Consider the following 20516-nt stretch of genomic DNA (forward strand, 5'->3'; position numbering starts at 1 on the left):
GGGGTTACTTGCGCCCTGACGAGCGCGCAACCTGAGTGAAGAGGCCGGAATGGTCGAGTCCGCCGTCGCCCTGAGCGACGAGGTTGCCGACCAGTTGTGCCACAGTGGCGCCGAGCGGAATCGAGACGTTTGCCTCACGTGCCGCCGCGGTGACGATGCCGAGATCCTTGTTGTGCAGAGTGAGACGGAATCCAGGGTCGAAGTTGCGGTCGAGCATCTTCTGACCCTTCTGGTCGAGCACCTTCGAGCCCGCGAGCCCGCCGCCGAGCACAGTGAGCCCGGCTTCGGTGTCGACTCCGTATGCTTCGAGAAACACGACAGCTTCGGCGAGTGCCTGAATGTTTGCAGCGACGATCAGCTGGTTTGCTGCCTTCACTGTCTGGCCCGAGCCTGAGGGGCCGACGTGCACAATCGTTTTGCCGACGGCATTCAGCACGTTCTGCGCATCGTCGACGTCGGCCTTCTCGCCGCCGATCATGATCGAGAGCACACCGTCGATGGCACCCTGCTCGCCACCGGAGACGGGAGCGTCAAGAGGTCGGATGCCTGCGGCGCGCGCATCGTCCGAGAGTTGCTTTGCCACGTCGGGGCGAATCGTGCTCGCGTCGATCCAGAGTGCACCGGGCTTCGCATTCGCGAAGACGCCGTCGTCTCCAGTGACGACGGCCTCGACGTCGGGCGAGTCGGGAACCATCGTGATGATCACGTCGGCATCGCGGGCGGCCTCGGCGACGCTCGCGGCTCCGGAGCCGCCCTGCGCGACGAATTCGTCGATCTTCGGCTGGCTGCGGTTATATCCGGTGACGCTGAAGCCCGCGTCCACGAGGTTCGTGGCCATGGGCAGGCCCATAATGCCGAGTCCGATGACAGAAACGTTGGTCATTGTTATCGCTCCTTGAAAGATATGTGCTGCCAGCTCAGGCGCGAGTCGCTGTCGCGTCACTGAGCCAGGCGAAGGGGTTCTGTGCCGCGGTCTTGTACTCGAGGCCGATGGGCCCCTCGTATCCTCCGGCGCGTGCGTCGTCGATCCACCGGGCAAGCGGCAGATCTCCGGAGCCGGGCTCACCGCGCCCCGGAGCATCCGCGATTTGAATGTGCCCGAAGTCGGCGGCGTGGGCGGCGATCACCGCATCGACGTCGTCGCCGTTCACCGCGAGGTGATAGAAGTCGGCGAGCAGCTTGATGTTCGGCTTGCCAGCCGCATCGATCACGTCGAGTGCGTCCTGCGCTGTCTTGAGCGGGTAGGCGTCGGTTCCGCTCACGGGCTCGAGCAACACCGTGCCGTCGATCGCGGCGATGGCGTCTGCAGCGAGGGCGAGGTTCTCGAACGCGAGCTCGTCTTGCGCGGCCGGGTCGACGCCCTCGACGCGGTTGCCATAGAGGGCGTTGAAGCCGCGGCATCCGAGTCGATCGCCGATTTCAGCGACGATCTGGATGTTGTCGCGAAACTCTTCCGAGCGCTCGGGCCACGAGACGAGGCCTCGGTCGCCGCCGGGCATGTTGCCTGCGAAGAAGTTGAGGCCGGTCAGCTGAACGCCTGCGTCGCTGACGGCATTCACGAACGCGTCGATGTCGGACTGAGCTGGAACGGCGCTCTGGAACGGCCACCAGAACTCGACGGCGTCGAAGCCGGCAGCCTTCGCTGCGGCCGGGCGGTCGTTGATCGGCAGATCCGTGAGAAGGATCGAGGCATTGACCGTGTACGTCATGGCGATTCCCATCCAATATGCTTCCGATACTTATTTCGTATCTTGGAAATTACTTTCTACTGAATGAAAGTCTAAGCGGAACTGAGGATCACGTCAACCAGGTCGGATGCGGCTGCGCGCCGCCGCACTGCCGGTACACCCGTGTGCCACTGTGCGCGGCTTCTGAAAACCAGAGCCGCGCGCAGTGGCACAGTTGATGAGGGATGTCGCATTGCCCAGACGCATCCGCGGAGCCGCAGGGGCTGCCGGATCGCGTCGTTATGCGGAGCGTGTGAGCGGCAGCACCTCCGTTGCGTCGTCCACTTGCACAGACGCCGAGTACTGCGCGATTCCCGGCAGCTCGGCTTCGAGAACGGCAATCAGGCTGCTCGCGGAGCCGTACCAACGCGGATCGATAACGCAGGAGAGCTCAGCTCCGCCTGCCTGCACGCGTACTTCGGGAGGAAAGCGTCGCAGCGCGGGGTCGACGCGACGAGCCACGACCGTCACTGAAACGGCGACGGTTCCGCGTTGGGTAATGCGGTACCGTCCTATCGTCTCGCTGAGATCCCATGCGGGACCGAGGGTGAGCATGGCCTGTCGAGCATCCAATGGCTCGTCAAGGAGGGAATGGTTGTGCTTCATGAAGGGGGCCTCATGTGTCTTGGCGTCGTCTCGCGAGAACGCCACACGTGAGCAGGCTCTCGGGGGTAGGGAGGTGCAGCAGCTACGAGACGATCATTCGGGAGTGAGCCCACTCAGGCGATCCACACGTTCACGGTGTTTTTAGAATGTTAGTGCACTATGCAGAAATCGGGAACGCTTCTCGACCATTTTTCAGGTAAGTGCGTGCACCCTCGATAAAAATGTGGTATTTGCTCCATATCTGTAGCTGTTTCACCCCGATATCGTTGTCGTCATACTCCGATCAGGCACGGTGACGCGCAACATCGAGGGCTGTCCAGGCGAGTGCTGTGGCACCGTCGCGCAGCGTCTGCTCTGCCAGGGGCCCCACGCAGGCGTCAGCGAATCCTGGCTGGTGATTGCTGAACTCTCCGCCCACGCCGATGAAAGGGTGAATCGCGTTCACGATCTGCGACACGTTGCCCATGTCTGTGGACGCGCGGTTCATGCTCGCGTCCTCCGGGGCAACATCGAAGACGCGGCCGAGCGCCTGTGCATTCTGCGTGTAGAAGGCCAGTGCTTCAGCATCGGCTCGCATCTCCGAATATCGTCCGCTCTCGGGCGTGATGGTGAGCTCTGCGCCGGTCGCCAGCGCACCGGCTTCGAAGCAGCGGAGCACACGCTCTTCTGTCTCGATCAGAAGCGCCGTCGTCTCGGCACGCACGTACCAGCGCCCCTCAGTCTCTGCGGGAATGGCATTCGGCGCCTCTCCCCCGCGCGTCTGCACCCCATGCACGCGAACTCCCGCGGGCAGTTGCTGTCGCAGCATCCCGATTGCTGTCTGCGCGATCACGAATGCGTCGTTCGCGTTGATGCCTCGCTCCGGGTATGCCCCGGCGTGGGCGGCACGACCGCTATACGCAATGTGCCAGTGTGTGACGGCGAGCGGCTGGGCGTCGGCGAAATCCTCGGGGGCCGGATGCGCCATGAGCGCGAAGTCCAGCTCGGTGAATGCGCCGCGCTCGATGAGTTCGACCTTGCCGCCTCCGCCTTCTTCGGCGGGTGTGCCGATCACCTCGACGGTGATTCCTGCATCCTCAGCAACCTGGGCGAGCCCGAGTGCGCCGCCGACCGACATCGCAGAAATGAGGTTGTGCCCGCACGCATGACCGAGGCCGGGCAGCGCGTCGTATTCGGCGAGAAACCCAACGGCGAATGGGCCGTCACCGAGCGTGGCGCGGAAGGCGGTCTCGAGCCCGAGGTAGGGATGCTCGATGGCGAAACCGTGCTGGGCGAGAACCTCTGCGACGGATGCTGACGAGCGATGCTCCGCCCACGCAGTCTCGGGGTTCTCGTGCAGCCAGTTCGACAACCCGACGAGGTCGTCGTCCGCCTCGGCGATGCGTGCCGCGATCCGATCCTTGAGTGACTCGCTCACCGTGTGCCTCCCCGTCGTCGTGAGTGGTTTCCCCCACCGTACCCAGCTTCTGCTCATTGCGGTCGGGAGTGTCGTGCGACGAGGTCAGTCGACGCGTTCTTGCAGGCGAAGAACGACAAAGCGACCTTCTACCGCAATCAGGCCTCGAAGCAGCACATGTCTGTCATGACGCCGTGGTTCAGCGAGCTGTTCGCTGAGAACCTCCACACACTCGGAGACGATTGGTGGCTGAATTACAACGTCGTCGACGAGATCGGCCATTGGGTGAAATGCGTCGACCTTGCTTACCCGGAGTGGCGCATCGCCATTGAGTACCAAAGCGCCTACCACCGTGAAGCCGAGCAGTTCGCTCGCGATGTCACGGCGTTGACCGAGCTCACGCGCTTGGGGTGGTACACCGTGCAATTGACCAGTAAGCATGTGTTTGCGTACCCGCGACTCACCGCGTCGACGGTGAAAGAGGCGATTGACGCGCAAAAGCAACGGCCGCTGCACGCCCCGACGCGGCCCGAGCTGCCTAAGCTTCCCGAACTGCCCGAGCTGCCCGCTTGATGCGCCGCGCACTGTGAGGCACGCCTCGACGTTGCGCAATCAAAATTGCGGATCAACTTTTGCTATGGAGTCAGAGGACGGCATAGCAAAAGTTGGTCCGCGATTATGAGAGGCGGGAGCGTTTGCCTGTGGAAGAGAGAAAATCAGGCGGGAGCGTTTGCCCGAGTAGCGCGATGAGGGACGATTAGGGACGAGAACGACCCAGGATGCTGCCCGTCAGCGACACCTGGCGGTTGACGTCTTTGTACAGCAGATACCGGAACTTCGACGGACCACCCGCGTAGCACGCCTGGGGGCAGAATGCCCGCAGCCACATAAAGTCGCCCTCCTGCACCTCGACCCAGTCGCCGTTCAAGCGGTAGACGGCCTTGCCCTCGAGAACATAGAGGCCGTGCTCCATGATGTGCGTCTCGGCGAACGGAATCGACCCGCCCGGCTCAAACGTCACAATGTTCACGTGCATGTCGTGGGCCATGTCCGTCGGGTCGACGAAGCGCGTCGTCGCCCACGCGCCGTCGGTGTCGGGCATGGGCGTGGGCTCGACAGCGTCGTCGCTCGTGACAAACGCCTCCGGTACGGCCACGCCGTCGAGCGGCTCATACTCCTTGCGCACCCATTGAAACGAAGCCACGTCGCTCGAGCGGTTGTGCAGCGTCCACGAGCAGCCCGCGGGAAGATACGCGTAGCCGCCGGCATCCAGCACATGCTCGGTGCCGTCAATGGTCGCCACGAGCGAGCCGCGCAGCACAAACACCACAGATTCGACGCCGGCCTCGGGCTCGGGCTTGTCGCTTCCGCCACCAGCGCCCACTTCGACGATGAGCTGGGCGAAGGTCGTCGAGAACCCGGCGATCGGCTTGGCGAGCACCCAGGCGCGCGTCGTGTTCCAGTCGGGCAGGTTGCTCGTGACAATGTCGCGCAGCACGCCGCGCGGAGTGACCTGGTACGCCTCTGTGACGATGGCGCGGTCAGTGAGCAGATCGGTCTGGGGCGGCAGTCCACCCGCGGGAGCGTAGTACGTTCGGTCACTCATGCGTTCTCCTCAAGACTGAGTTTGGGGTGCGCCAGCTGTGTCAGCTCGCGGGTGGTGATGCCGACAGCATCCTGAATCTCGGTCGACGTCACCGCGCCACACTGCAGCCCGCGAGCGACAAAGCGCGCGAGGGCACGTGCGGTGGCCGGCTCGTCCATGATGCCGGAATCGGCGTGACGCACGTAGTTATTGAGGCGGGATGCCGCAGCGGCGAACCCCTGGCGGTAGAAGGCGTAGGTCGCGATAAACCGCGTGGGCAGCTGGGCGGCGTGCAGATCCCACCCCTGGTAGAAGCCGCGTTCGAGCGAACGGCGCACAAGGCGCGCGTGCAGCCGCCAGGCCGAGAGCACATCGGCGGGCTCGCCCACGGGAATGATGTTTGTCGAGCCATCCGACAGTCGAACGCCGGTCTCGGCTACGGCCACCTGCATCACCTGCTTCGCGTAGTCGGCGGCAGGATGCTCCATCGACTGGTACTCCGCCGCGATCTGCAGCGCAGCACTGTAGTCGTATGTGCCGTAGTGCAGCGACGTGATGCGCCCCTGTGCACGATGCAGCAGTTGCGCGATGGGCACGGTGCCGTCGGCGGCGAGAATCAGCTGTGGCGTCTCCATCTGCACTTCGAAACGCAGGCGCCCGGCGTCGAGCCCCAGCACTCCCTCGAGCTTCTCGCACACCTCGACCATGGCGGTGACCTGGTCGACGGTCGTCACCTTGGGCAGCGTGAGAATGAGCCCATCGGGCAAAGGGCCGGCCTGCGCGAGCGTCGTTACGAAACGGTCAAGAGTGGCGAGCCCACGGTGCCGCGTCGCCGCTTCGAAACATTTGAAGCGGATGCCGACAAACGGCGTCGCCCGCCCTGTGCTGAGTGCGGTCGCCACGTTCTCGGCTGCGGCGACAGCTGCTGCGTCTTCCGCGGCATCGCCCCTGTCACCGAAACCGTCCTCGAAATCGATGCGCAGATCTTCGATCGGCTCGCTGGCGAGCTTGGCGTCGACGAGCGGTGCGATCTGCTCGATCAGCCCGTCGCCGAGCCCGAGTTGGGCACAGAGTGCAGCGGTGCCGCCCGCCTCGGCGACAGCGGCCGCGGCATCCGCTCCCCACCGCGCAGCGAGCGACGGGTCGTACGTGTGCCCGGGCACATACACGGTGTGAATCGGCTGCCTGCTGCCATCATCGCCCGGGTAGGCGGTTTCGAGCAGTCGATCGGTGGGCGCGAGGTGTGCGTCAACGCGGGCAAGATCGTCTGCCGTGAGCGACGTGTGGGCAGCGGATGCTGTCATCAGCGCACCAGCTTGTAGGCGGGCGTCGTGAGAAAGTCCTCGTAGTCGCTCGACAGGCAGATGTCGCGAATCAGCTCGACGGCGGGCTCGTAGTAGTGGTTGAACGCCTCGGCGTCGACCTCGCACTTGAGTTTGTCGCTCTCTTCGGCGAGCAGTCGCGTGACGAGCTCGGGTGTCGCCTCGTTGCCGGTGTCGGCGTAGCGCACCTTGTTGTGCAGCTGCTGCCACACCTGCGAGCGTGAGATCTCGGCGGTTGCCGCGTCTTCCATGAGGTTGTGAATGGCGACGGCGCCGTTTCCTGACAGCCACACGGCGGTGTACGCGATGGCAACGTAGAGGTTGAGGCGCAGCCCTTCCTCGGTCACGTCGCCTGGCGTGGATGCGACGTCAAGCAGGTCGGCGGCGGTAACATTCACGTCGGGGCGCTGCCGCTCGAGCTGGTTTGGCTTGTCGCCCAGCACGGCGTCAAACTCCTCGCGGCAGATCGGAACGAGGTCCGGGTGCGCCACCCACGATCCGTCGAAGCCGTCGTTTGCCTCGCGGGATTTGTCGTCGCGCACCTTGGCGATCGCCGCCTCTGTCACCTCGGGGTCGCGGCGGTTCGGAATGAACGCTGCCATGCCGCCCATGGCGAAGGCGCCGCGCTTGTGGCAGGTCTGCACGAGCAGTTCGGTGTATGCACGCATGAACGGCGCCGTCATCGCCACGCTTGCGCGGTCGGGAATCACGTAGTCCGAGCCAGCGTCACGGAAGTACTTGATGATGCTGAACAGGTAGTCCCAGCGTCCCGCGTTGAGGCCCGACGCGTGGTCGCGCAGCTCGTAGAGAATCTCGTCCATCTCGAATGCGGCGGGAATCGTCTCGATCAGCACGGTTGCGCGCACGGTGCCGTACGCGATGCCGAGCTCCTGTTCCGCAAACGTGAAGACATCGTTCCACAGACGCGCCTCGAGGTGGCTCTCCATTTTGGGCAGGTAGTAGAAGGGGCCTTGGCCGGATGCTGCCAGGTGCGCGGCATTGTGAAAGAAATGCAACCCGAAATCGACCAGCGCGCCGACCGCGTCTGAGCCCTCGACGTCGAAGTTGTCGTCGTCCATGTGCCAGCCGCGCGGGCGCACAACGACGACGGCGAGAGGTGCGTCGTCACGCAGCGTGTACTGCTTGCCCTCGGGCGAGGTGTACGCAAGCACGCCGCGTGCGGCATCCTTCAAGTTCACCTGTGAGTCGACGACGTTCAACCAGTGCGGTGTGCTGGCGTCTTCCAGGTCGGCGAGCCACACCTTCGCGCCGGAGTTCAGCGCATTGATCGCCATCTTGGAGGGCGAGGCCGGCCCGGTGATCTCCACGCGGCGGTCGCGCAGCGCCTCGGGTGCCTCGGCAACCCTCCAGTCCCCTGCCCGCACATCAGCGGTCTCGGGCAGAAAGTCGAGCGTTCCCGTGTGCGCCACCTCGTCGCGGCGGGTGCGCCGAGCGCCGACGAGTTCGTCACGACGCGCGGCGAACTCCGTGTGAAGCTTTTCGACGAACGCGAGGGCTTCATCGGTGAGAATCTCGTCGCCGCGGGGCGCCGTTGCCTTGTTCTTCGCTGTCAGTGACACTGTCGATCTACTCCTTGTGTGATTCTGCTGCTGTGACGATGGCCTCGGCGACTTCTACCGCGACAAGCGGGTCGAAGACGCTCGGAATGATGTAGCTCGCGTTGAGTTCTTCGGGTTCGACGCGGTCGGCTATCGCCTGGGCTGCTGCGACCAGCATAGGCGGCGTGATGTCCGACACGCCCGCGTCGAGAAGGCCCCGGAACACCCCGGGGAACGCGAGAACGTTGTTGATCTGGTTGGCAAAGTCGCTGCGTCCCGTCGCCACGACGGCCGCGGTGCGCGAGGCGACAACCGGGTCGATTTCGGGCACCGGGTTGGCCATGGCGAACACGATCGCATCGTCGGCCATCGCGGCGATGTCGTCGCCAGTGAGAATGTCGGGTGCGCTGACGCCAATGAACACGTCACTTCCGGCAACAGCCTCGGCGAGCGTTCCAGAGAAGTCGTCGGGGTTGGTGGAGTCGGCGAGCTGTTGGCGGTGAGGATCGGCGTACGTCTCGCCCGAGTGAATGGCGCCCCTGCTTCCGCACGCGATGATGTTGCGCGCTCCCTGAGCCTGCAGCAGTTGCACGATCGCGTTGCCTGCGGCTCCCACGCCCGAGATCACTATGCGCACGTCTTCAATTCGCTTGCCGACAACGCGCAGCGCGTTGGTCAGCGCGGCGAGGGTCACAATCGCCGTGCCGTGTTGGTCGTCGTGGAACACGGGAATGTTGAGCTCGTCGCGCAGTCGCGCTTCGATCTCGAAGCATCGTGGTGCGGCGATGTCTTCGAGGTTCACTCCGCCGTACACGGGTGCGATCGCCTTCACGATCTGAATGATCTCGTCGGTGTCTTGTGTGTCGAGGCACACGGGCCACGCGTCGACGCCGGCGAACTGCTTGAACAATGCCGCCTTTCCCTCCATCACGGGCAGCGCGGCGGAGGGCCCGATGTTGCCGAGTCCCAGCACCGCGGATCCGTCGGTGACCACGGCGATCGTGTTGCGCTTCACGGTGAGGGCACGAGCATCCTCGGGGTTTTCCGCGATGGCCATGCAGACGCGGGCGACCCCCGGGGTGTACGCACGCGACAGGTCGTCGCGGTTGCGAATCGGCTCGCGCGGCACCACTTCGAGCTTGCCACCGAGGTGCATCAGGAATGTGCGGTCACTCACCTTGCGAACGTGCACGCCGTCCAGAGCATCAAGCGACATCTTTACATCGTCGGCGTGATCGGTTCCTGAAGTGTTGCATGTCAGGTCGACGACCATGCCCGTGTGGTGTGATTCCACCACGTCGAGAGCGGTCACCACGGCCCCGGCCCGCGCGGCCGCTGACGCGAGTTCGCTGGTGGCAGTGAAGTTCGCGGGCGCCTCAAGACGCAGGGTGATCGAATTTCCGGGACCGGGGTTCGCCATGGATTTCCTCCTCAGTGAGGTCCGCCCTTTCGGGCCTTCTCAAATCTTTTCGTATTATGGATAATAATATTTGCCAGATGGAATCACAAGTCCACGCAACCAGAACGGTGCCCGGATGCTGTCGCAGACCGCAACACTCCGGCCCAGCCATTGCGTCATTCCACCATTTCTCGCATGATGGAATGAAACATTCACGAAAGAGGTGACCGATGCCGGTCAAGCAAGCGAAACCATCCGGAGGCGTGCAGTCTGTTGAGCGCGTGTTCGAGCTGCTCGAACTCATTACGGATGCCGGAGGCGAAGTCACCCTGAGTGAGCTGTCGTCGTCGACAGACCTCCCCTTGCCCACGATTCACCGACTGCTTCGCACCCTGGTGTCGCTCGGCTACGCGCGTCAGCTGCCCAACCGTCGGTACGCGCTCGGCCCCCGCCTCATCCGCCTCGGAGAAGGCGCGAACAAGCAGCTCGGAGCCCTCGCACGGCCGCAACTCACGTCGCTCGTCGCCGATCTCGGCGAAAGCGCAAACATGGCAGTTCTCGACGGCGACATGGTCGTCTACATCGCGCAGGTGCAGTCAAAACACTCCATGCGCATGTTCACTGAGGTTGGCCGTCGCGCCCACACGCACGATACCGGCGTGGGCAAGGCCATGCTCGCGCACCTGCCCGAAGAACGTGTCCGAGGCATCGTCGAGCGTGCCGGCATGCCGACGCCGACAGAGAAGAGCATCGGCACCGTTGATGAGCTTCTCGCAGAGCTCGCGCTCATCCGCGAGCGCGGGTACTCCATCGACGACGGCGAGCAGGAGCTTGGTGTGCGCTGCTATGCCATGGCGGTTCCGGATGCTCCGACGCCGACGGCCATCTCGGTGTCGGGGCCCAACAGTCGCGTCGACGACGAGTTCGCCGCCCGGGCGATCCCGCTGCTCACGGAAGCCGCGCAGACGATCTCCGACGACCTCACACTCGCGTGACCCGCGTCGCGGTCGTCACCGGCGCGGGATCCGGCATTGGCAGAGCGAGCGCTCAGTCGCTCCTCGCTGCTGGGTTCCGTGTCGCGCTCGTCGGCCGACGCGAACAGCCACTTTTCGAGACGGCAGCTGGCACCCCCGACGCACTGATCATCCCCGCAGACGTCTCCGACCCGGCGCAGGTCGACGTGGTCTTCGATCGCACATCCGCCACGTGGGGGCGGGTCGACGTGCTGTTCAACAATGCCGGCGTCTTTCCCGCAGCTGCCGCTGTCGACGAGCTCGACATCGACGAGTGGAACCGCGCACTCGCTGTCAATCTCACGGCTGTGATGCTGTGCAGTGCGGCGGCCGTGCGCGCCATGAAGGCGCAGTCCCCGCAGGGCGGTCGCATCATCAACAACGGATCCATCTCAGCGCAGACTCCGCGGCCGCTCTCCCCCGCATACACGGCGACCAAGCACGCCGTCACTGGGCTCACGAAGTCGATCGACCTCGACGGGCGTGCTTTCGGCATCACGTGCGGGCAGATCGATATTGGCAATGCCGCAACGCATCTTACGCAGTCAATCGGGCTCTCTGAGGGTGCCCTTCAGGCGAACGGCTCGCGGCTCGTCGAGCCGAGCTTTTCGGTTCAGGATGCCGCCAGAGCCGTGCTCCTCATGGCAGAACTCCCGCCGAATGCCACGGTGAACTCCCTCACGATTACGGCATCCGGCATGCCCTACCTCGGCCGTGGCTGAGCTCAGGCGAGAACGCCGTCGCGCGTCACGCCTCCGCTGTGGCGTTGTTGAAGTAGGTGAGGCCCGATTCGGAGCCGCTGTCATTCGTCAGGTCAGTTGCCATCGCCGAGCCCACCTTGAACGTCGTCTTTATGCGTGCCTTGAGGTCGTTGCTCGCCGTCGTGTGCTTCTCAGAGAGGAATGCACCGAATGTCACGTTGAACGACGCGCCGGGCGCTACGCGCTCGTTGACTGTGTACGTCCAGAGGCGCCCCTTCGCTGTGCCACCCAGGCTGATCTGTTCCTCCTTCAGATAGGTGATGTTCCTTCCGCTGGGATTCGCGTCAATATTGAAGTTCGTCCAAATGCCGTCGAAGGGCAGTTGGAAGGTGATCTCCGAGCCTGCAGGCAGCGTTTCGGTGCCGTTATTCGCGTAAGAGGCAATGAATGTGAGCCTGCCCGGCCCGGAATAGTAGGGATCACCCTGGTATACGCCGTCCCTGGCTTCGACGGGACGACGCGCAGTCGAAGCGAGATCGACGTTCATCCGGTGGTTGTAATGCACGTAGGTGTCTGAATAGTCCAGGTCGTTTTCGGGAACAGCTTCTACGACGTCAGCGGCACCAATGTTGATGGTGGATCGCGTACGCACCTTCCAATAGTCCGTCGATTCAGACACCGTGTCATTGAGCGGCACAGTGAAGACAACGTCAAACGACATGCCAGCTGGAATCGCCTCGTTCACCGTGTAGCTCCAGACGGCGCGCTTCAAGTTCGGCTCGTCCGGGTCAGTCGACACGTCAGTGGCCGTCCTGCCAATAAAAGCAAGAGAGTAGCTGTTCGATACCGAGCTGATTCCGATGCTGCCCCAGACCGCATCCAGCGGGAGTGAGAAGCTCACCAATGCGCCGGCGGGCATCGTCTCCGGCCCATAGTTGCCGTACGTAATGGTGTACGTCAGTGTCCGCGCCCCCTGATAGACCGGGACGCCCCCACTGGAAGTGAAGCTGATGCTCTCGTTGGGATTGCGTGCCTGGGTCCACAGGTTCACTTGTGGCTGCGTCGTTGACGCGGCCGCCGCTGGCGTTGCAGCAGCCAAAGCGATCACTGGAACAGACCAGCCCCCGCCGTGACAACGCGTCGTCTGCTCAGATTCGATTCGCTCATACCAGTGGTCTCCCCCTTTAATCGCACGCCAGTGTCGAGATGCAAGGAAGCACGAGCTGCGAGCCCCAGTACTCTCAAGTTTCTCTAAGCTAACAGATAAAAATCATTCACCTCATTCAAAGCGCGAATCGGCGCACCCCCTCAAGTAGGGGGTGCGCCAACTGGCTTATCCCGATAAGGGCGCTACGGTTTCGCTGGCGGTTCTGAGGAATTCGCAGCGTCGGCCCCGGGCATCTCGACCTCGGTGCCTTCCGGGTCTACGAGCACTACTTCGTTGTCATCAGCATCCACAATCTTGCCGTCGACGCAGCGGTCGCCTTCCTGCAGACATTCGATGACCTGCACCGGAATCTGCCGTGTCGGCGCGGCCCCGAACACAGAGGGATTCTCAGAGTTGCCCTTCGTGAACACATTGAACATGAGGTTCAGAAGCACGGCCATGATGGCGGCCGAGCTGATGCCCGAGTCGAAGATCACCTGAAACCACGAGGGGAAGTTGCTGTAGATGTCGTGGTTCACGACGGGCACCACGCCGAAGGTAATCGCCGTCGCAACGATGATCAGGTTCATGTTGTCTTTGTAGTTCACCTTCGACAGCGTGCGGATGCCGCTGGCGGTGACCGTGCCGAACAGCACGATTCCCGCACCGCCAAGCACCGGCATCGGAATGGCAGCGACCACGCGCCCCAGCACCGGAAGCAGACCGAGCACGACCATAACGATGCCACCCGCGGCCACGGCCCACCGGCTCGTGATCTTCGTGACGGCGACAAGACCCACGTTCTGCGCAAAGGCACTCTGCGTGAACGAGTTGAAGATGGGCGATACCGCGCTCGAGAGCATGTCGGCGCGCAGCCCGGCCGCGATGCGCTTGGAGGTCATTTTCGATCCGCTGATCTCGGCCACGGCGATCAGGTCGGCCGTCGTCTCGGTCATGATCACGAGCACGACGATCACCATCGAGAGAATCGCGGCAGGCTCGAAGACGGGAAGCCCAAAGTGGAACGGGTTGGGGAATGCGATGAACGGTCCGTCGAGCACTCCCGAGAAGTCGACCTTGCCCATGAGTGCGCCCACACCTGTGCCGAGCACAAGGGCGATCAGAATCGACAGGCGCGAGATCGTGGCATTGCCCACTTTGCTGAGCAGCATGATGATCGCCAAGGTGATTCCGGCGAGCGCAACGTTGCTCGGGTCGGCGAAGTCCGGGGCATCCGGGTTGTTGCCGACGATCCACCCTGCGCCTACGGGAACGAGCGTGAGACCGATCGTCGTGATGATGATTCCCGTGACGATTGGTGGAAAGAACCGCACGATCTGCGCGAAGAACGGCGCGATCACCAACCCGATGATGGATGCGACGAGTACGGCGCCGAAAACGCTGGGGAGCCCCGATCCCTGATCGAGAATCGACAGCATCGTCGAGACGGCGGCGAACGAGACCCCCTGCACGAGAGGCAGCTGCGAACCGAAGAACGGAATGCCCACGGTCTGCAGCAGCGTGGCAAAACCACCAACAAAGAGACAGGATGCCAGAAGCACGGCGATCTCGCCCGAGCTCAGCCCTGCGGCGCCGCCGATGATGATCGGAACGGCGATGATTCCGCCATACATCGTGAGCACGTGCTGGAGCCCGTAGGCGAACGCCGAGCCGACCGGCATCCGTTCATCTTCAGGGCGTGACGGGTCGTTGGTGGATTGTCGTTTTTGGGCAGCCTTCGACATCGGGACCTCCTTGTCCATGTGGGAAGAACGATGAAACGTGTGTGTCGTGAAAAAGTGGGGCCCGAGGCGAAACGCCTCGGGCCGTCAGATCAGCAGAAGCCGGCGATGCCGTCCCAGGCCTTCTCTACCATCGGTGCGCCGTCGCGAAGCACGGTCGCCTCGATGAGTCCGTACGGCCGGTCGGCCGCGTAGAACACCTCGTTGGGGTTGTCGAGGCCGAACGGTGAGAGGTCGACGACGAAGTGGTGCTTGTTGGGCATCGAGAACTTCAACTCGTCGATCTCGGGGTGGGCGTCAATGACCTTCTCGCCCATCTGGAAGAGCGTCTGCTGCAGCGCCGTCGAGTGCTTCTCGGCGAAACCCTCGAGCAGCAGAGCCTTGACGCTCTCGTATGTAGCGTTCCAGTCGACGTCGGTGGTGTTGAAGCGCCAGCGTGCGGCGACGTCCGTGGCGAGAATCCTGTCCGTTGCCTCGGGCAGCGTCGTGTACTTATCCTTTTCGTAGCCGACAAACTCGCTCCCGGTCGACTTCAGCACGGTGAGGCTGTGCAGTCCCCCGATCACTGTGCGGCTCTCGCCATCACCCACGACAACGGCCGTGCGGGTCTCTGTGCCGTTGCGCACGAACGAGTGGTCGTGCTCGGCGCCGTCGACGAGAATGCGATCCCATTTCGACTGCTCGGCCTCCCAGCGGCCGCCGTCTACCCAGCTCCATCCGGTGATGAAGTGGTCGGCGAGACCCAGCAGAAACTGCTCGGGTGATTCGATGCCGCTCTTCGCAAATGCGAAGACCGTGTTCTTCTGGGTGTCGGTGGGCAGGCAGTGGGCGTTGTTGCCCGTGCTGTGCACCTCTTCGAAGTCGCCGCGCAACTGACTGGTGACGTTGAGGTCGGCGATCTCATGACGTTCGGTGTCACGCTTGACCCGCACGACGTGGACTTCTGCTTTGCCGTACTGATTCTTTCCGAGAATGGCGTTGCTCATCTCAGCTCCCTCGATATGTTGAATAGGCGAACGGACTGAGCAGAAGCGGCACGTGATAGTGCGCCTGCTCGCTGTTGACGGAAAACGTCAACGAGACCTCCGGAAAGAAGGTGTCCTGGGAGATGCCGGCGAAGTAGGCACCCGTGTCGAACCGAAGCCGGTAGGTACCGGAGTCGAGTCGCTCGGGGCCAAGGTCTTTCACCCGCCCGTCAGCATCGGTGAAGCCCGTGGCTACCTGGCTCCAGGCCTCGTCGTTCTGGGCTTCAAGAACAACAGAGACCCCGGTGGCCGGCGCGCCGACCATCGTGTCCAGAATATGGGTGGTCACGTGCGAGACGCTCATGCGCTCACTACTCCTTCTAATCGAAGCGCTGCAATCTCTCGCAGCTGATGATCGACGATCGCCTGTTCCTCTTCGGCAGTATGGCCGAGTCGCGCGTTTAGCGCAGCGAGAATCTCCTCGGAGCTGCGCCCGGCAGCACGAATCAGAAAGACACGGTCGAACTTCTCTTCATAGGCTCGATTGCCAGCGGCGAGGCTCTCCGCCGTCGTCTGCGAGATGTCGAGTGCTGCTTGTTCAGATCGAGACAGGGATGCTTCGTGCGCCTCGCCCGCGGCCCGCTCGCCGATCCTCGGATGATGCGAGAGCGCGCGTTCGAGCTCTGACTCGGTGAACGGCCATGCTGCCTCTGCGGCAAACGCAAGAAGCTCCTGGCGGCTGGAAAACGGTCGGGACGTCACGATCGCGTCGCCCCACCGCTCGACGTCGAGGCAGGGCCGCACGGCGGCCAGTGCCTCCTCGTCGGGGAGCTGGTTGAACTGCTCGAGTTGCATCGTTGATCCTCTAGCTGGTGTTTCCGTATTTCGAAATATCTATTTCATTTTGATTTATTCAAGCTGGAAGCCCCGACCATGTCAAGGCACGGCCGGGGTGTCGCTACGCGTCGATGCCGAGTTCGCGACGCAGCGCCGCAACGTGCCCGTCAGCACTCACGTTGTATTCCGCGCGTGAGACGACGCCGGACTTGTCCAGCACAATCGTCGTGCGCAGAATGCCGACCATCGCCGTGCCGTTGATGACCTTCTCGCCCCAGGCGCCGTACTCCTTGGCGATCGCGGCACCGGCATCCGAGAGAAGCGGGAAGACAAGGTCGTGGTTCTTGGCGAACGAGGCAATGCTCTCAACGGGGTCGGCAGAGATGCCGATCACGTCGTAACCTGCTCCGCGCAGCGAAGCGAGATTGTCGCGAAAGTCGCACGCTTCTGTGGTGCATCCGGGCGTTTCTGCCTTCGGGTAGAAGTACACAACAACGTCGCTGCCACGGTAGCTGCTGAGCGTCACGTCGTCGCCCTCGGCATTGGGCAGCGTGAAGTCGGGCGCGGTATCACCGGTCGTGAGCTGTTTCGTCATTGACATCTCCTCTGTACTTTCATGAATGCTGCGCGAACGCAAAGCTGTTTACGCGGATGGGGCCGAAACGTTGAATGCCTCAGCGAGTTCTGCAATCTTTCGTGCGCGGCCGAGTCGCGGCAAGTCGCTGCCGTCACGAATCACGCCGCCGCGCGCCTCGAAGTCGGCGAGAAACCCGTTTGCCCAGCCGACGTCGGTCGGCGTGGGGCTGATGACCTCGTTGATCACGGGCACCTGTTCGACATCAAGGCAGAGCTTGCCCGTCATTCCCATGCTGACGGTCGTGCCCGACTGCTCGCGCAGCACGGGGTGGCTCGAGCCGACGGTGGGGCCGTCGATGGGCCCGGGCAGGTTGCCACAGCGGCTGGCGACCACGAGCCTTGCCCGCGGGTACGCCATCGCTTCCTTGTCTGCCGACATTCCGGTGTCACGGCGAAAGTCGCCGCTTCCAAACGCCAGACGGAATGCCCCTTCGGCCCGGGCGATGTCTGTGGCCGACTCGATTCCGATGGCCGATTCGACGAGAGCGATTACTGGCACGTTCTCACCGAGCTTGCGGTAGCTCTCTTCCACCTGCTGCGGCGACTCGGTTTTGGCGAGCATCACGCCCTGCAGACCTGGCGCATCGCGAAGCGCGGCGAGGTCGTCGGCCCAGAACTCCGTTGTGGCGTCGTTCACGCGCACCCAGGCTTCTCCGCCCGAGCTCAGCCAGTCGACGACGGCGCGGCGAGCGTCCGGTTTGCGCGACGGGTCGACGGCATCTTCGATGTCCAGAATGATTCCGTCGGCCGCGCTGCGGTCGGCGTCGCTGAAGACCTCGGGCTTCGTCGCAGGCACGAGCAGCCATGACCGCGCAAGCTTCGCCGGCACTGTGCGCGTTCGACGCACCGCAGCGGCTCCCGCGCCCGACGTCGTAGCGATAGCCGCGTCAACCTGTGAACTCATTCGTCAAACCCACCTTGCTACTTTCACGATGTGAAAGCTAAATATTGCTTACTGAAAAGATTAGGACGCGGTGGCGTCATTGTCAATCACGCGGAGCGGGTTCGCTCCAGAGGATGCTGCGGGGCCGAGCCCTCGCATATAAAGGGTACGTCGAGCCACGTTGACGTCGGGCGCGAGACGCCGTTCTCCTCGCCGAATTCTGACTGGCCAAACGAGACGCATGCAGAGTTCGCGAATGTGACTCGTTGCTATTCCAAAACGTGACCAACGAGCGTAAACCGATGTGGAGGGAGGAAATACATATGCACCGTATCGTGAGGGTCCTTTATCTCGTGTCTCTGATCTGTGCCGCTCTCGTGCTCGGACTCACTCTCAACCATGTTCTGCAGGCGCCAGGAAGTCGCGCACTATCGGGCCCCGAGTGGCTGACTGTTCAGCACACGTTCTACGGCGGATTCGCCGTCGTCGGAGGCATCGCGGAGGTCGTGGGTCTCATCGCAACGGTCGCTCTCACGATCACCTCGCTCAAGGGACATACGATCGCAGGCACCGCGGCTCCGGTGATCGCGGCGCTCTGTTTTCTCGGAACATTGCTGGTGTACTGGTTCGGAAATCGGCCGATCAATGCACTTGTCGCGATTTGGAGCCCGGCCACGTTGCCGTCTGACTGGTCCTGGTACCGCAACAGTTGGGAAACTGCACACGCCATCTCGGCTTGTCTGGGCACCGTGGCGTTCCTTGCACTTGCGATCGCCCTCCTCTGGAGGCGAACGCCCTCTGAGGGGAGTGCGAGGTGCTCGGCCCAGGACGACCCCAACATGGCGTGATGCAAGTGCATGTTTCATCCTTTGTCTCATGCAGTGTCAAAAGCTATGAATAGTTACCATTCACGTAACCTACTATCGCTCATTGACACTCGTGCATCGCGGTGTCATTATCGTAAGGAAGGTTTCTGTTTTCGATACTATGGTGGGTTATATGACACGATCAATTTCGCGCGCAATGGGAGGCGTGCTGGAAGAATTGGAGCTTGAGCAGCCCGAGCTCGTGACGAGCGAGCATCTCGACCGCCTCGTGCAGCAGCAAGGTCTGCGAACGCCAGTGAAGGTCGTCGCTGCAAGACTGCGAGAACGAGGCTGGCTGCTACCCACGGGGCGCCGGGGAGTGTGGGAGTTCGCGCCGGCGGCCGTTGCCGGAGCCTACTCGCGCAATGATCCCGTCATGCCGCTTCGAGCGTTCCTCGCCGAGAGGCCCGATGCGCGATGCGCGCTCACTTTCCAAGCCGCTGCCTGGGCCCATGATGCAGCCGATCGTTCACCCGCGCGCCCAGAGGTCGCGGCGGTCACCAGTGAACTAGCTCGCCAGCTGCCCGCTGCGCTGGCGGGAACGGTATTCAAACCGTGTCTTGACTATCAAGACATACGCGGTGTCCCCGTTCTGGCTATCGAGAGTCTCATTGTGCACATGGCTGCCCGTCCCAAGGCGGTGCGTTCATGGTCCAGCGCCTTGGAATGGTTCCCGGAGCTCGCACGCAGACCCGTCCCGGACCTGCTCATGAAGGAGCTCTCAGGCCGTCCTGCATCTATTCGGGCCCGAACCGGGTACCTCTTACAAGGCCTGCGTCCTGACCTCGCCGTTGCTATCCGGGAACTTGCCCCACCGGCGGGTAAGACGTGGTTCGGCTCGCGCGGCCCGTTACGCCGACACGACGCCGCCTGGCAGATCGCGGACACACTGCTACCGTTTAATCCCCGCGAACTTGCGGCGGTTGTATGAGCGAAATTCGACTTACACTTGGCCACATCGCGCGGCACACGCCACACGGCGCCGGCGCTCAGGGCCGCGACGCGGCAATCGTCGACATTGCGCAGGACCTGCTATTGCGTCACTTGCACGGTGCACTCTCGACGCGCTCGCGTTCAAGGGCGGTACGTCGCTTCGCAAGCTCTATGCCGGAAACGCCGGGCGATTCTCACTCGACTTGGACTTCTCCGCTGTTAATATCGGCGCCGACCCCGATGACGCTCTCACCGAGCTCATAGCAGGCATCGAAGGACTCAACATCGGTCCGTTTAGCTACGGCGTTACAGAACGTCGGGGAAAGTGGACGCTGACTTTCAACCACGACTTGGGCGACGCTACCAGCGATTTAGCCAGCAAACTCGACCTGAATCCTCCGCCCTGGTTACCACCCATACGCCGTGGATGGCGACCTGTATGACCTGCGATGGGTAATGACAAACACCCACGTAACCGGACAGATCGATCTCACACTGTTGCGCCGTCTGGCCGTGCTGAAGATGTGGGTTGATGCAAACGGTGTGCACGCCGGGGACACCTTCTGGAAGCCCGGCCACGAAGGTCCCGAGTTCGATCCTGACCACTGGCTACGAAACCGCAGTGCGGACGAGTTCGATGAAGAAGATATTGGCGCACTTGCAGTCCCCATTCCCAGTGCGGCAGAGCTCAGCGATGCTTTGCGTACACACATTCGTTTTCTGGCTGACCTTGATGCCGACGAACGCGTCCTTGCTGGTGTCCGTCAACAGGACCGACCGCTCGCCTTGCGTCTGCTCTCGGAGCTTCCTGGTGGGCGCCTCGACAATGTCGGGCTCTACTGAGGTTGACGAGTAGCACTTCACTCTCGCACGAAAAGTCAACCTTCCTCGCCGGATCGATCAGCACAGGGGCGCCAGTCCCGCCGTCTGGCTCACACTGATGTTCGCGGAATCGCTCTCGCCGACGACCGCTTGCGCACTCTGCTGCACGAGAAGGATGACGCCAACGCACATCAGCACGGCGACGAGGCATCCGACGATGATGACAAGAGACTGCTGCTTCGTCACGATGTACATCTCACTTCTCTTCACGAAGATCCCACGATGGGTCTACTTATGAGACGCCACATCGTGCGAATTATGACGCGAGTCTGCACATGTTTCTCACGCATCGTCACCGTGCCCTGATTTGGGGGCGC

At 62.8% G+C, this 20516-nt stretch carries 23 protein-coding genes; 7 read left to right on the top strand and 16 right to left on the bottom strand.

The window, feature by feature from the left end:
• Window positions 1-4: 4 nt before the first annotated feature.
• The 4 genes from HCR76_RS11375 to HCR76_RS11390 form a co-directional block, all read right to left on the bottom strand.
• On the bottom strand, window positions 5-883 hold the full coding sequence (locus HCR76_RS11375) for a 2-hydroxy-3-oxopropionate reductase (RefSeq protein WP_166991907.1): 879 nt from the start codon (window positions 881-883) through the stop codon (window positions 5-7).
• Window positions 884-917: 34 nt separating this feature from the next.
• The gene (locus tag HCR76_RS11380; protein WP_166991904.1) at window positions 918-1709 is read right to left on the bottom strand and encodes a hydroxypyruvate isomerase family protein; all 792 of its coding nucleotides are present in this window, start codon (window positions 1707-1709) and stop codon (window positions 918-920) included.
• A gap of 258 nt (window positions 1710-1967) precedes the next feature.
• The gene (locus HCR76_RS11385; protein ID WP_166991901.1) at window positions 1968-2333 is read right to left on the bottom strand and encodes a hypothetical protein; all 366 of its coding nucleotides are present in this window, start codon (window positions 2331-2333) and stop codon (window positions 1968-1970) included.
• 283 nt (window positions 2334-2616) lie between these two features.
• A complete protein-coding gene (locus HCR76_RS11390; RefSeq protein ID WP_244971382.1) occupies window positions 2617-3750 on the bottom strand; it encodes a M20 family metallopeptidase in 1134 nt (377 codons plus the stop codon).
• 156 nt (window positions 3751-3906) lie between these two features.
• On the opposite strand from HCR76_RS11390, the gene HCR76_RS11395 reads away from it, so the two are divergent.
• Complete coding sequence (locus tag HCR76_RS11395; protein WP_166991896.1) at window positions 3907-4302, top strand: hypothetical protein; 396 nt, start codon at window positions 3907-3909, stop codon at window positions 4300-4302.
• A 184-nt stretch (window positions 4303-4486) separates the two neighbouring features.
• Here the strand turns inward: HCR76_RS11395 and HCR76_RS11400 are convergent, their stop codons facing one another.
• The 4 genes from HCR76_RS11400 to HCR76_RS11415 are packed head-to-tail and all read right to left on the bottom strand — an operon-like array spanning window position 4487 to window position 9615.
• The gene (locus tag HCR76_RS11400; RefSeq protein WP_166991893.1) at window positions 4487-5335 is read right to left on the bottom strand and encodes a bifunctional allantoicase/(S)-ureidoglycine aminohydrolase; all 849 of its coding nucleotides are present in this window, start codon (window positions 5333-5335) and stop codon (window positions 4487-4489) included.
• Entirely contained in the window at window positions 5332-6618 is a 1287-nt protein-coding gene (locus tag HCR76_RS11405) for a DUF6986 family protein (protein WP_166991890.1), read from the bottom strand. The genes HCR76_RS11400 and HCR76_RS11405 overlap by 4 nt, the downstream gene beginning before the upstream one ends.
• Window positions 6618-8216 (bottom strand): malate synthase A, encoded by a 1599-nt coding sequence (gene aceB / locus HCR76_RS11410; RefSeq protein WP_166991888.1) that lies wholly within the window; start codon window positions 8214-8216, stop codon window positions 6618-6620. Before aceB ends, HCR76_RS11405 begins: the two co-directional genes overlap by 1 nt.
• A 7-nt stretch (window positions 8217-8223) precedes the next feature.
• Window positions 8224-9615 (bottom strand): NAD(P)-dependent malic enzyme, encoded by a 1392-nt coding sequence (locus HCR76_RS11415; RefSeq protein ID WP_166991885.1) that lies wholly within the window; start codon window positions 9613-9615, stop codon window positions 8224-8226.
• Between the two features lie 209 nt (window positions 9616-9824).
• On the opposite strand from HCR76_RS11415, the gene HCR76_RS11420 reads away from it, so the two are divergent.
• Window positions 9825-10589, top strand: a complete 765-nt coding sequence (locus HCR76_RS11420; RefSeq protein WP_166991882.1) for an IclR family transcriptional regulator — start codon at window positions 9825-9827, stop codon at window positions 10587-10589.
• On the top strand, window positions 10586-11329 hold the full coding sequence (locus tag HCR76_RS11425; RefSeq protein WP_166991879.1) for an SDR family oxidoreductase: 744 nt from the start codon (window positions 10586-10588) through the stop codon (window positions 11327-11329). Before HCR76_RS11420 ends, HCR76_RS11425 begins: the two co-directional genes overlap by 4 nt.
• 25 nt (window positions 11330-11354) lie before the next feature.
• Here the strand turns inward: HCR76_RS11425 and HCR76_RS11430 are convergent, their stop codons facing one another.
• The 7 genes from HCR76_RS11430 to HCR76_RS11460 form a co-directional block, all read right to left on the bottom strand.
• The gene (locus HCR76_RS11430; RefSeq protein WP_166991876.1) at window positions 11355-12416 is read right to left on the bottom strand and encodes a hypothetical protein; all 1062 of its coding nucleotides are present in this window, start codon (window positions 12414-12416) and stop codon (window positions 11355-11357) included.
• A 242-nt stretch (window positions 12417-12658) separates the two neighbouring features.
• The gene (locus tag HCR76_RS11435) at window positions 12659-14200 is read right to left on the bottom strand and encodes a nucleobase:cation symporter-2 family protein (protein WP_244971383.1); all 1542 of its coding nucleotides are present in this window, start codon (window positions 14198-14200) and stop codon (window positions 12659-12661) included.
• Window positions 14201-14289: 89 nt separating this feature from the next.
• Window positions 14290-15183 carry a factor-independent urate hydroxylase gene (gene pucL, locus HCR76_RS11440; RefSeq protein WP_166991870.1) on the bottom strand — a complete coding sequence of 298 codons (894 nt, stop codon included), beginning with the start codon at window positions 15181-15183 and terminating at the stop codon, window positions 14290-14292.
• Between the two features lies 1 nt (window position 15184).
• Window positions 15185-15526 carry a hydroxyisourate hydrolase gene (gene uraH / locus HCR76_RS11445; RefSeq protein ID WP_166991867.1) on the bottom strand — a complete coding sequence of 114 codons (342 nt, stop codon included), beginning with the start codon at window positions 15524-15526 and terminating at the stop codon, window positions 15185-15187.
• A complete protein-coding gene (gene uraD / locus HCR76_RS11450) occupies window positions 15523-16017 on the bottom strand; it encodes a 2-oxo-4-hydroxy-4-carboxy-5-ureidoimidazoline decarboxylase (RefSeq protein ID WP_166991864.1) in 495 nt (164 codons plus the stop codon). The genes uraH and uraD overlap by 4 nt, the downstream gene beginning before the upstream one ends.
• 103 nt (window positions 16018-16120) lie before the next feature.
• Entirely contained in the window at window positions 16121-16594 is a 474-nt protein-coding gene (gene bcp, locus HCR76_RS11455; protein WP_166991861.1) for a thioredoxin-dependent thiol peroxidase, read from the bottom strand.
• Window positions 16595-16642: 48 nt separating this feature from the next.
• Window positions 16643-17539 carry an HpcH/HpaI aldolase/citrate lyase family protein gene (locus tag HCR76_RS11460; RefSeq protein ID WP_166991858.1) on the bottom strand — a complete coding sequence of 299 codons (897 nt, stop codon included), beginning with the start codon at window positions 17537-17539 and terminating at the stop codon, window positions 16643-16645.
• Between the two features lie 302 nt (window positions 17540-17841).
• Between HCR76_RS11460 and HCR76_RS11465 the strand changes: the two genes are divergently transcribed.
• The 4 genes from HCR76_RS11465 to HCR76_RS11480 all read left to right on the top strand — a co-directional run bounded on the left by HCR76_RS11465 (window position 17842) and on the right by HCR76_RS11480 (window position 20160).
• The gene (locus HCR76_RS11465; protein WP_166991855.1) at window positions 17842-18366 is read left to right on the top strand and encodes a hypothetical protein; all 525 of its coding nucleotides are present in this window, start codon (window positions 17842-17844) and stop codon (window positions 18364-18366) included.
• A gap of 151 nt (window positions 18367-18517) precedes the next feature.
• Window positions 18518-19315 (top strand): type IV toxin-antitoxin system AbiEi family antitoxin, encoded by a 798-nt coding sequence (locus tag HCR76_RS11470; RefSeq protein WP_166991851.1) that lies wholly within the window; start codon window positions 18518-18520, stop codon window positions 19313-19315.
• The gene (locus tag HCR76_RS17695) at window positions 19308-19760 is read left to right on the top strand and encodes a nucleotidyl transferase AbiEii/AbiGii toxin family protein (RefSeq protein WP_166991848.1); all 453 of its coding nucleotides are present in this window, start codon (window positions 19308-19310) and stop codon (window positions 19758-19760) included. The genes HCR76_RS11470 and HCR76_RS17695 overlap by 8 nt, the downstream gene beginning before the upstream one ends.
• 13 nt (window positions 19761-19773) lie before the next feature.
• On the top strand, window positions 19774-20160 hold the full coding sequence (locus tag HCR76_RS11480) for a hypothetical protein (RefSeq protein ID WP_166991845.1): 387 nt from the start codon (window positions 19774-19776) through the stop codon (window positions 20158-20160).
• A gap of 57 nt (window positions 20161-20217) precedes the next feature.
• On the opposite strand, the gene HCR76_RS11485 is transcribed toward HCR76_RS11480, so the two are convergent.
• Window positions 20218-20385 (bottom strand): hypothetical protein, encoded by a 168-nt coding sequence (locus HCR76_RS11485; protein ID WP_198248041.1) that lies wholly within the window; start codon window positions 20383-20385, stop codon window positions 20218-20220.
• Window positions 20386-20516: the final 131 nt, after the last annotated feature.

It is taken from the genome of Paramicrobacterium chengjingii, assembly GCF_011751765.2.
Lineage (GTDB): Bacteria > Actinomycetota > Actinomycetes > Actinomycetales > Microbacteriaceae > Paramicrobacterium > Paramicrobacterium chengjingii.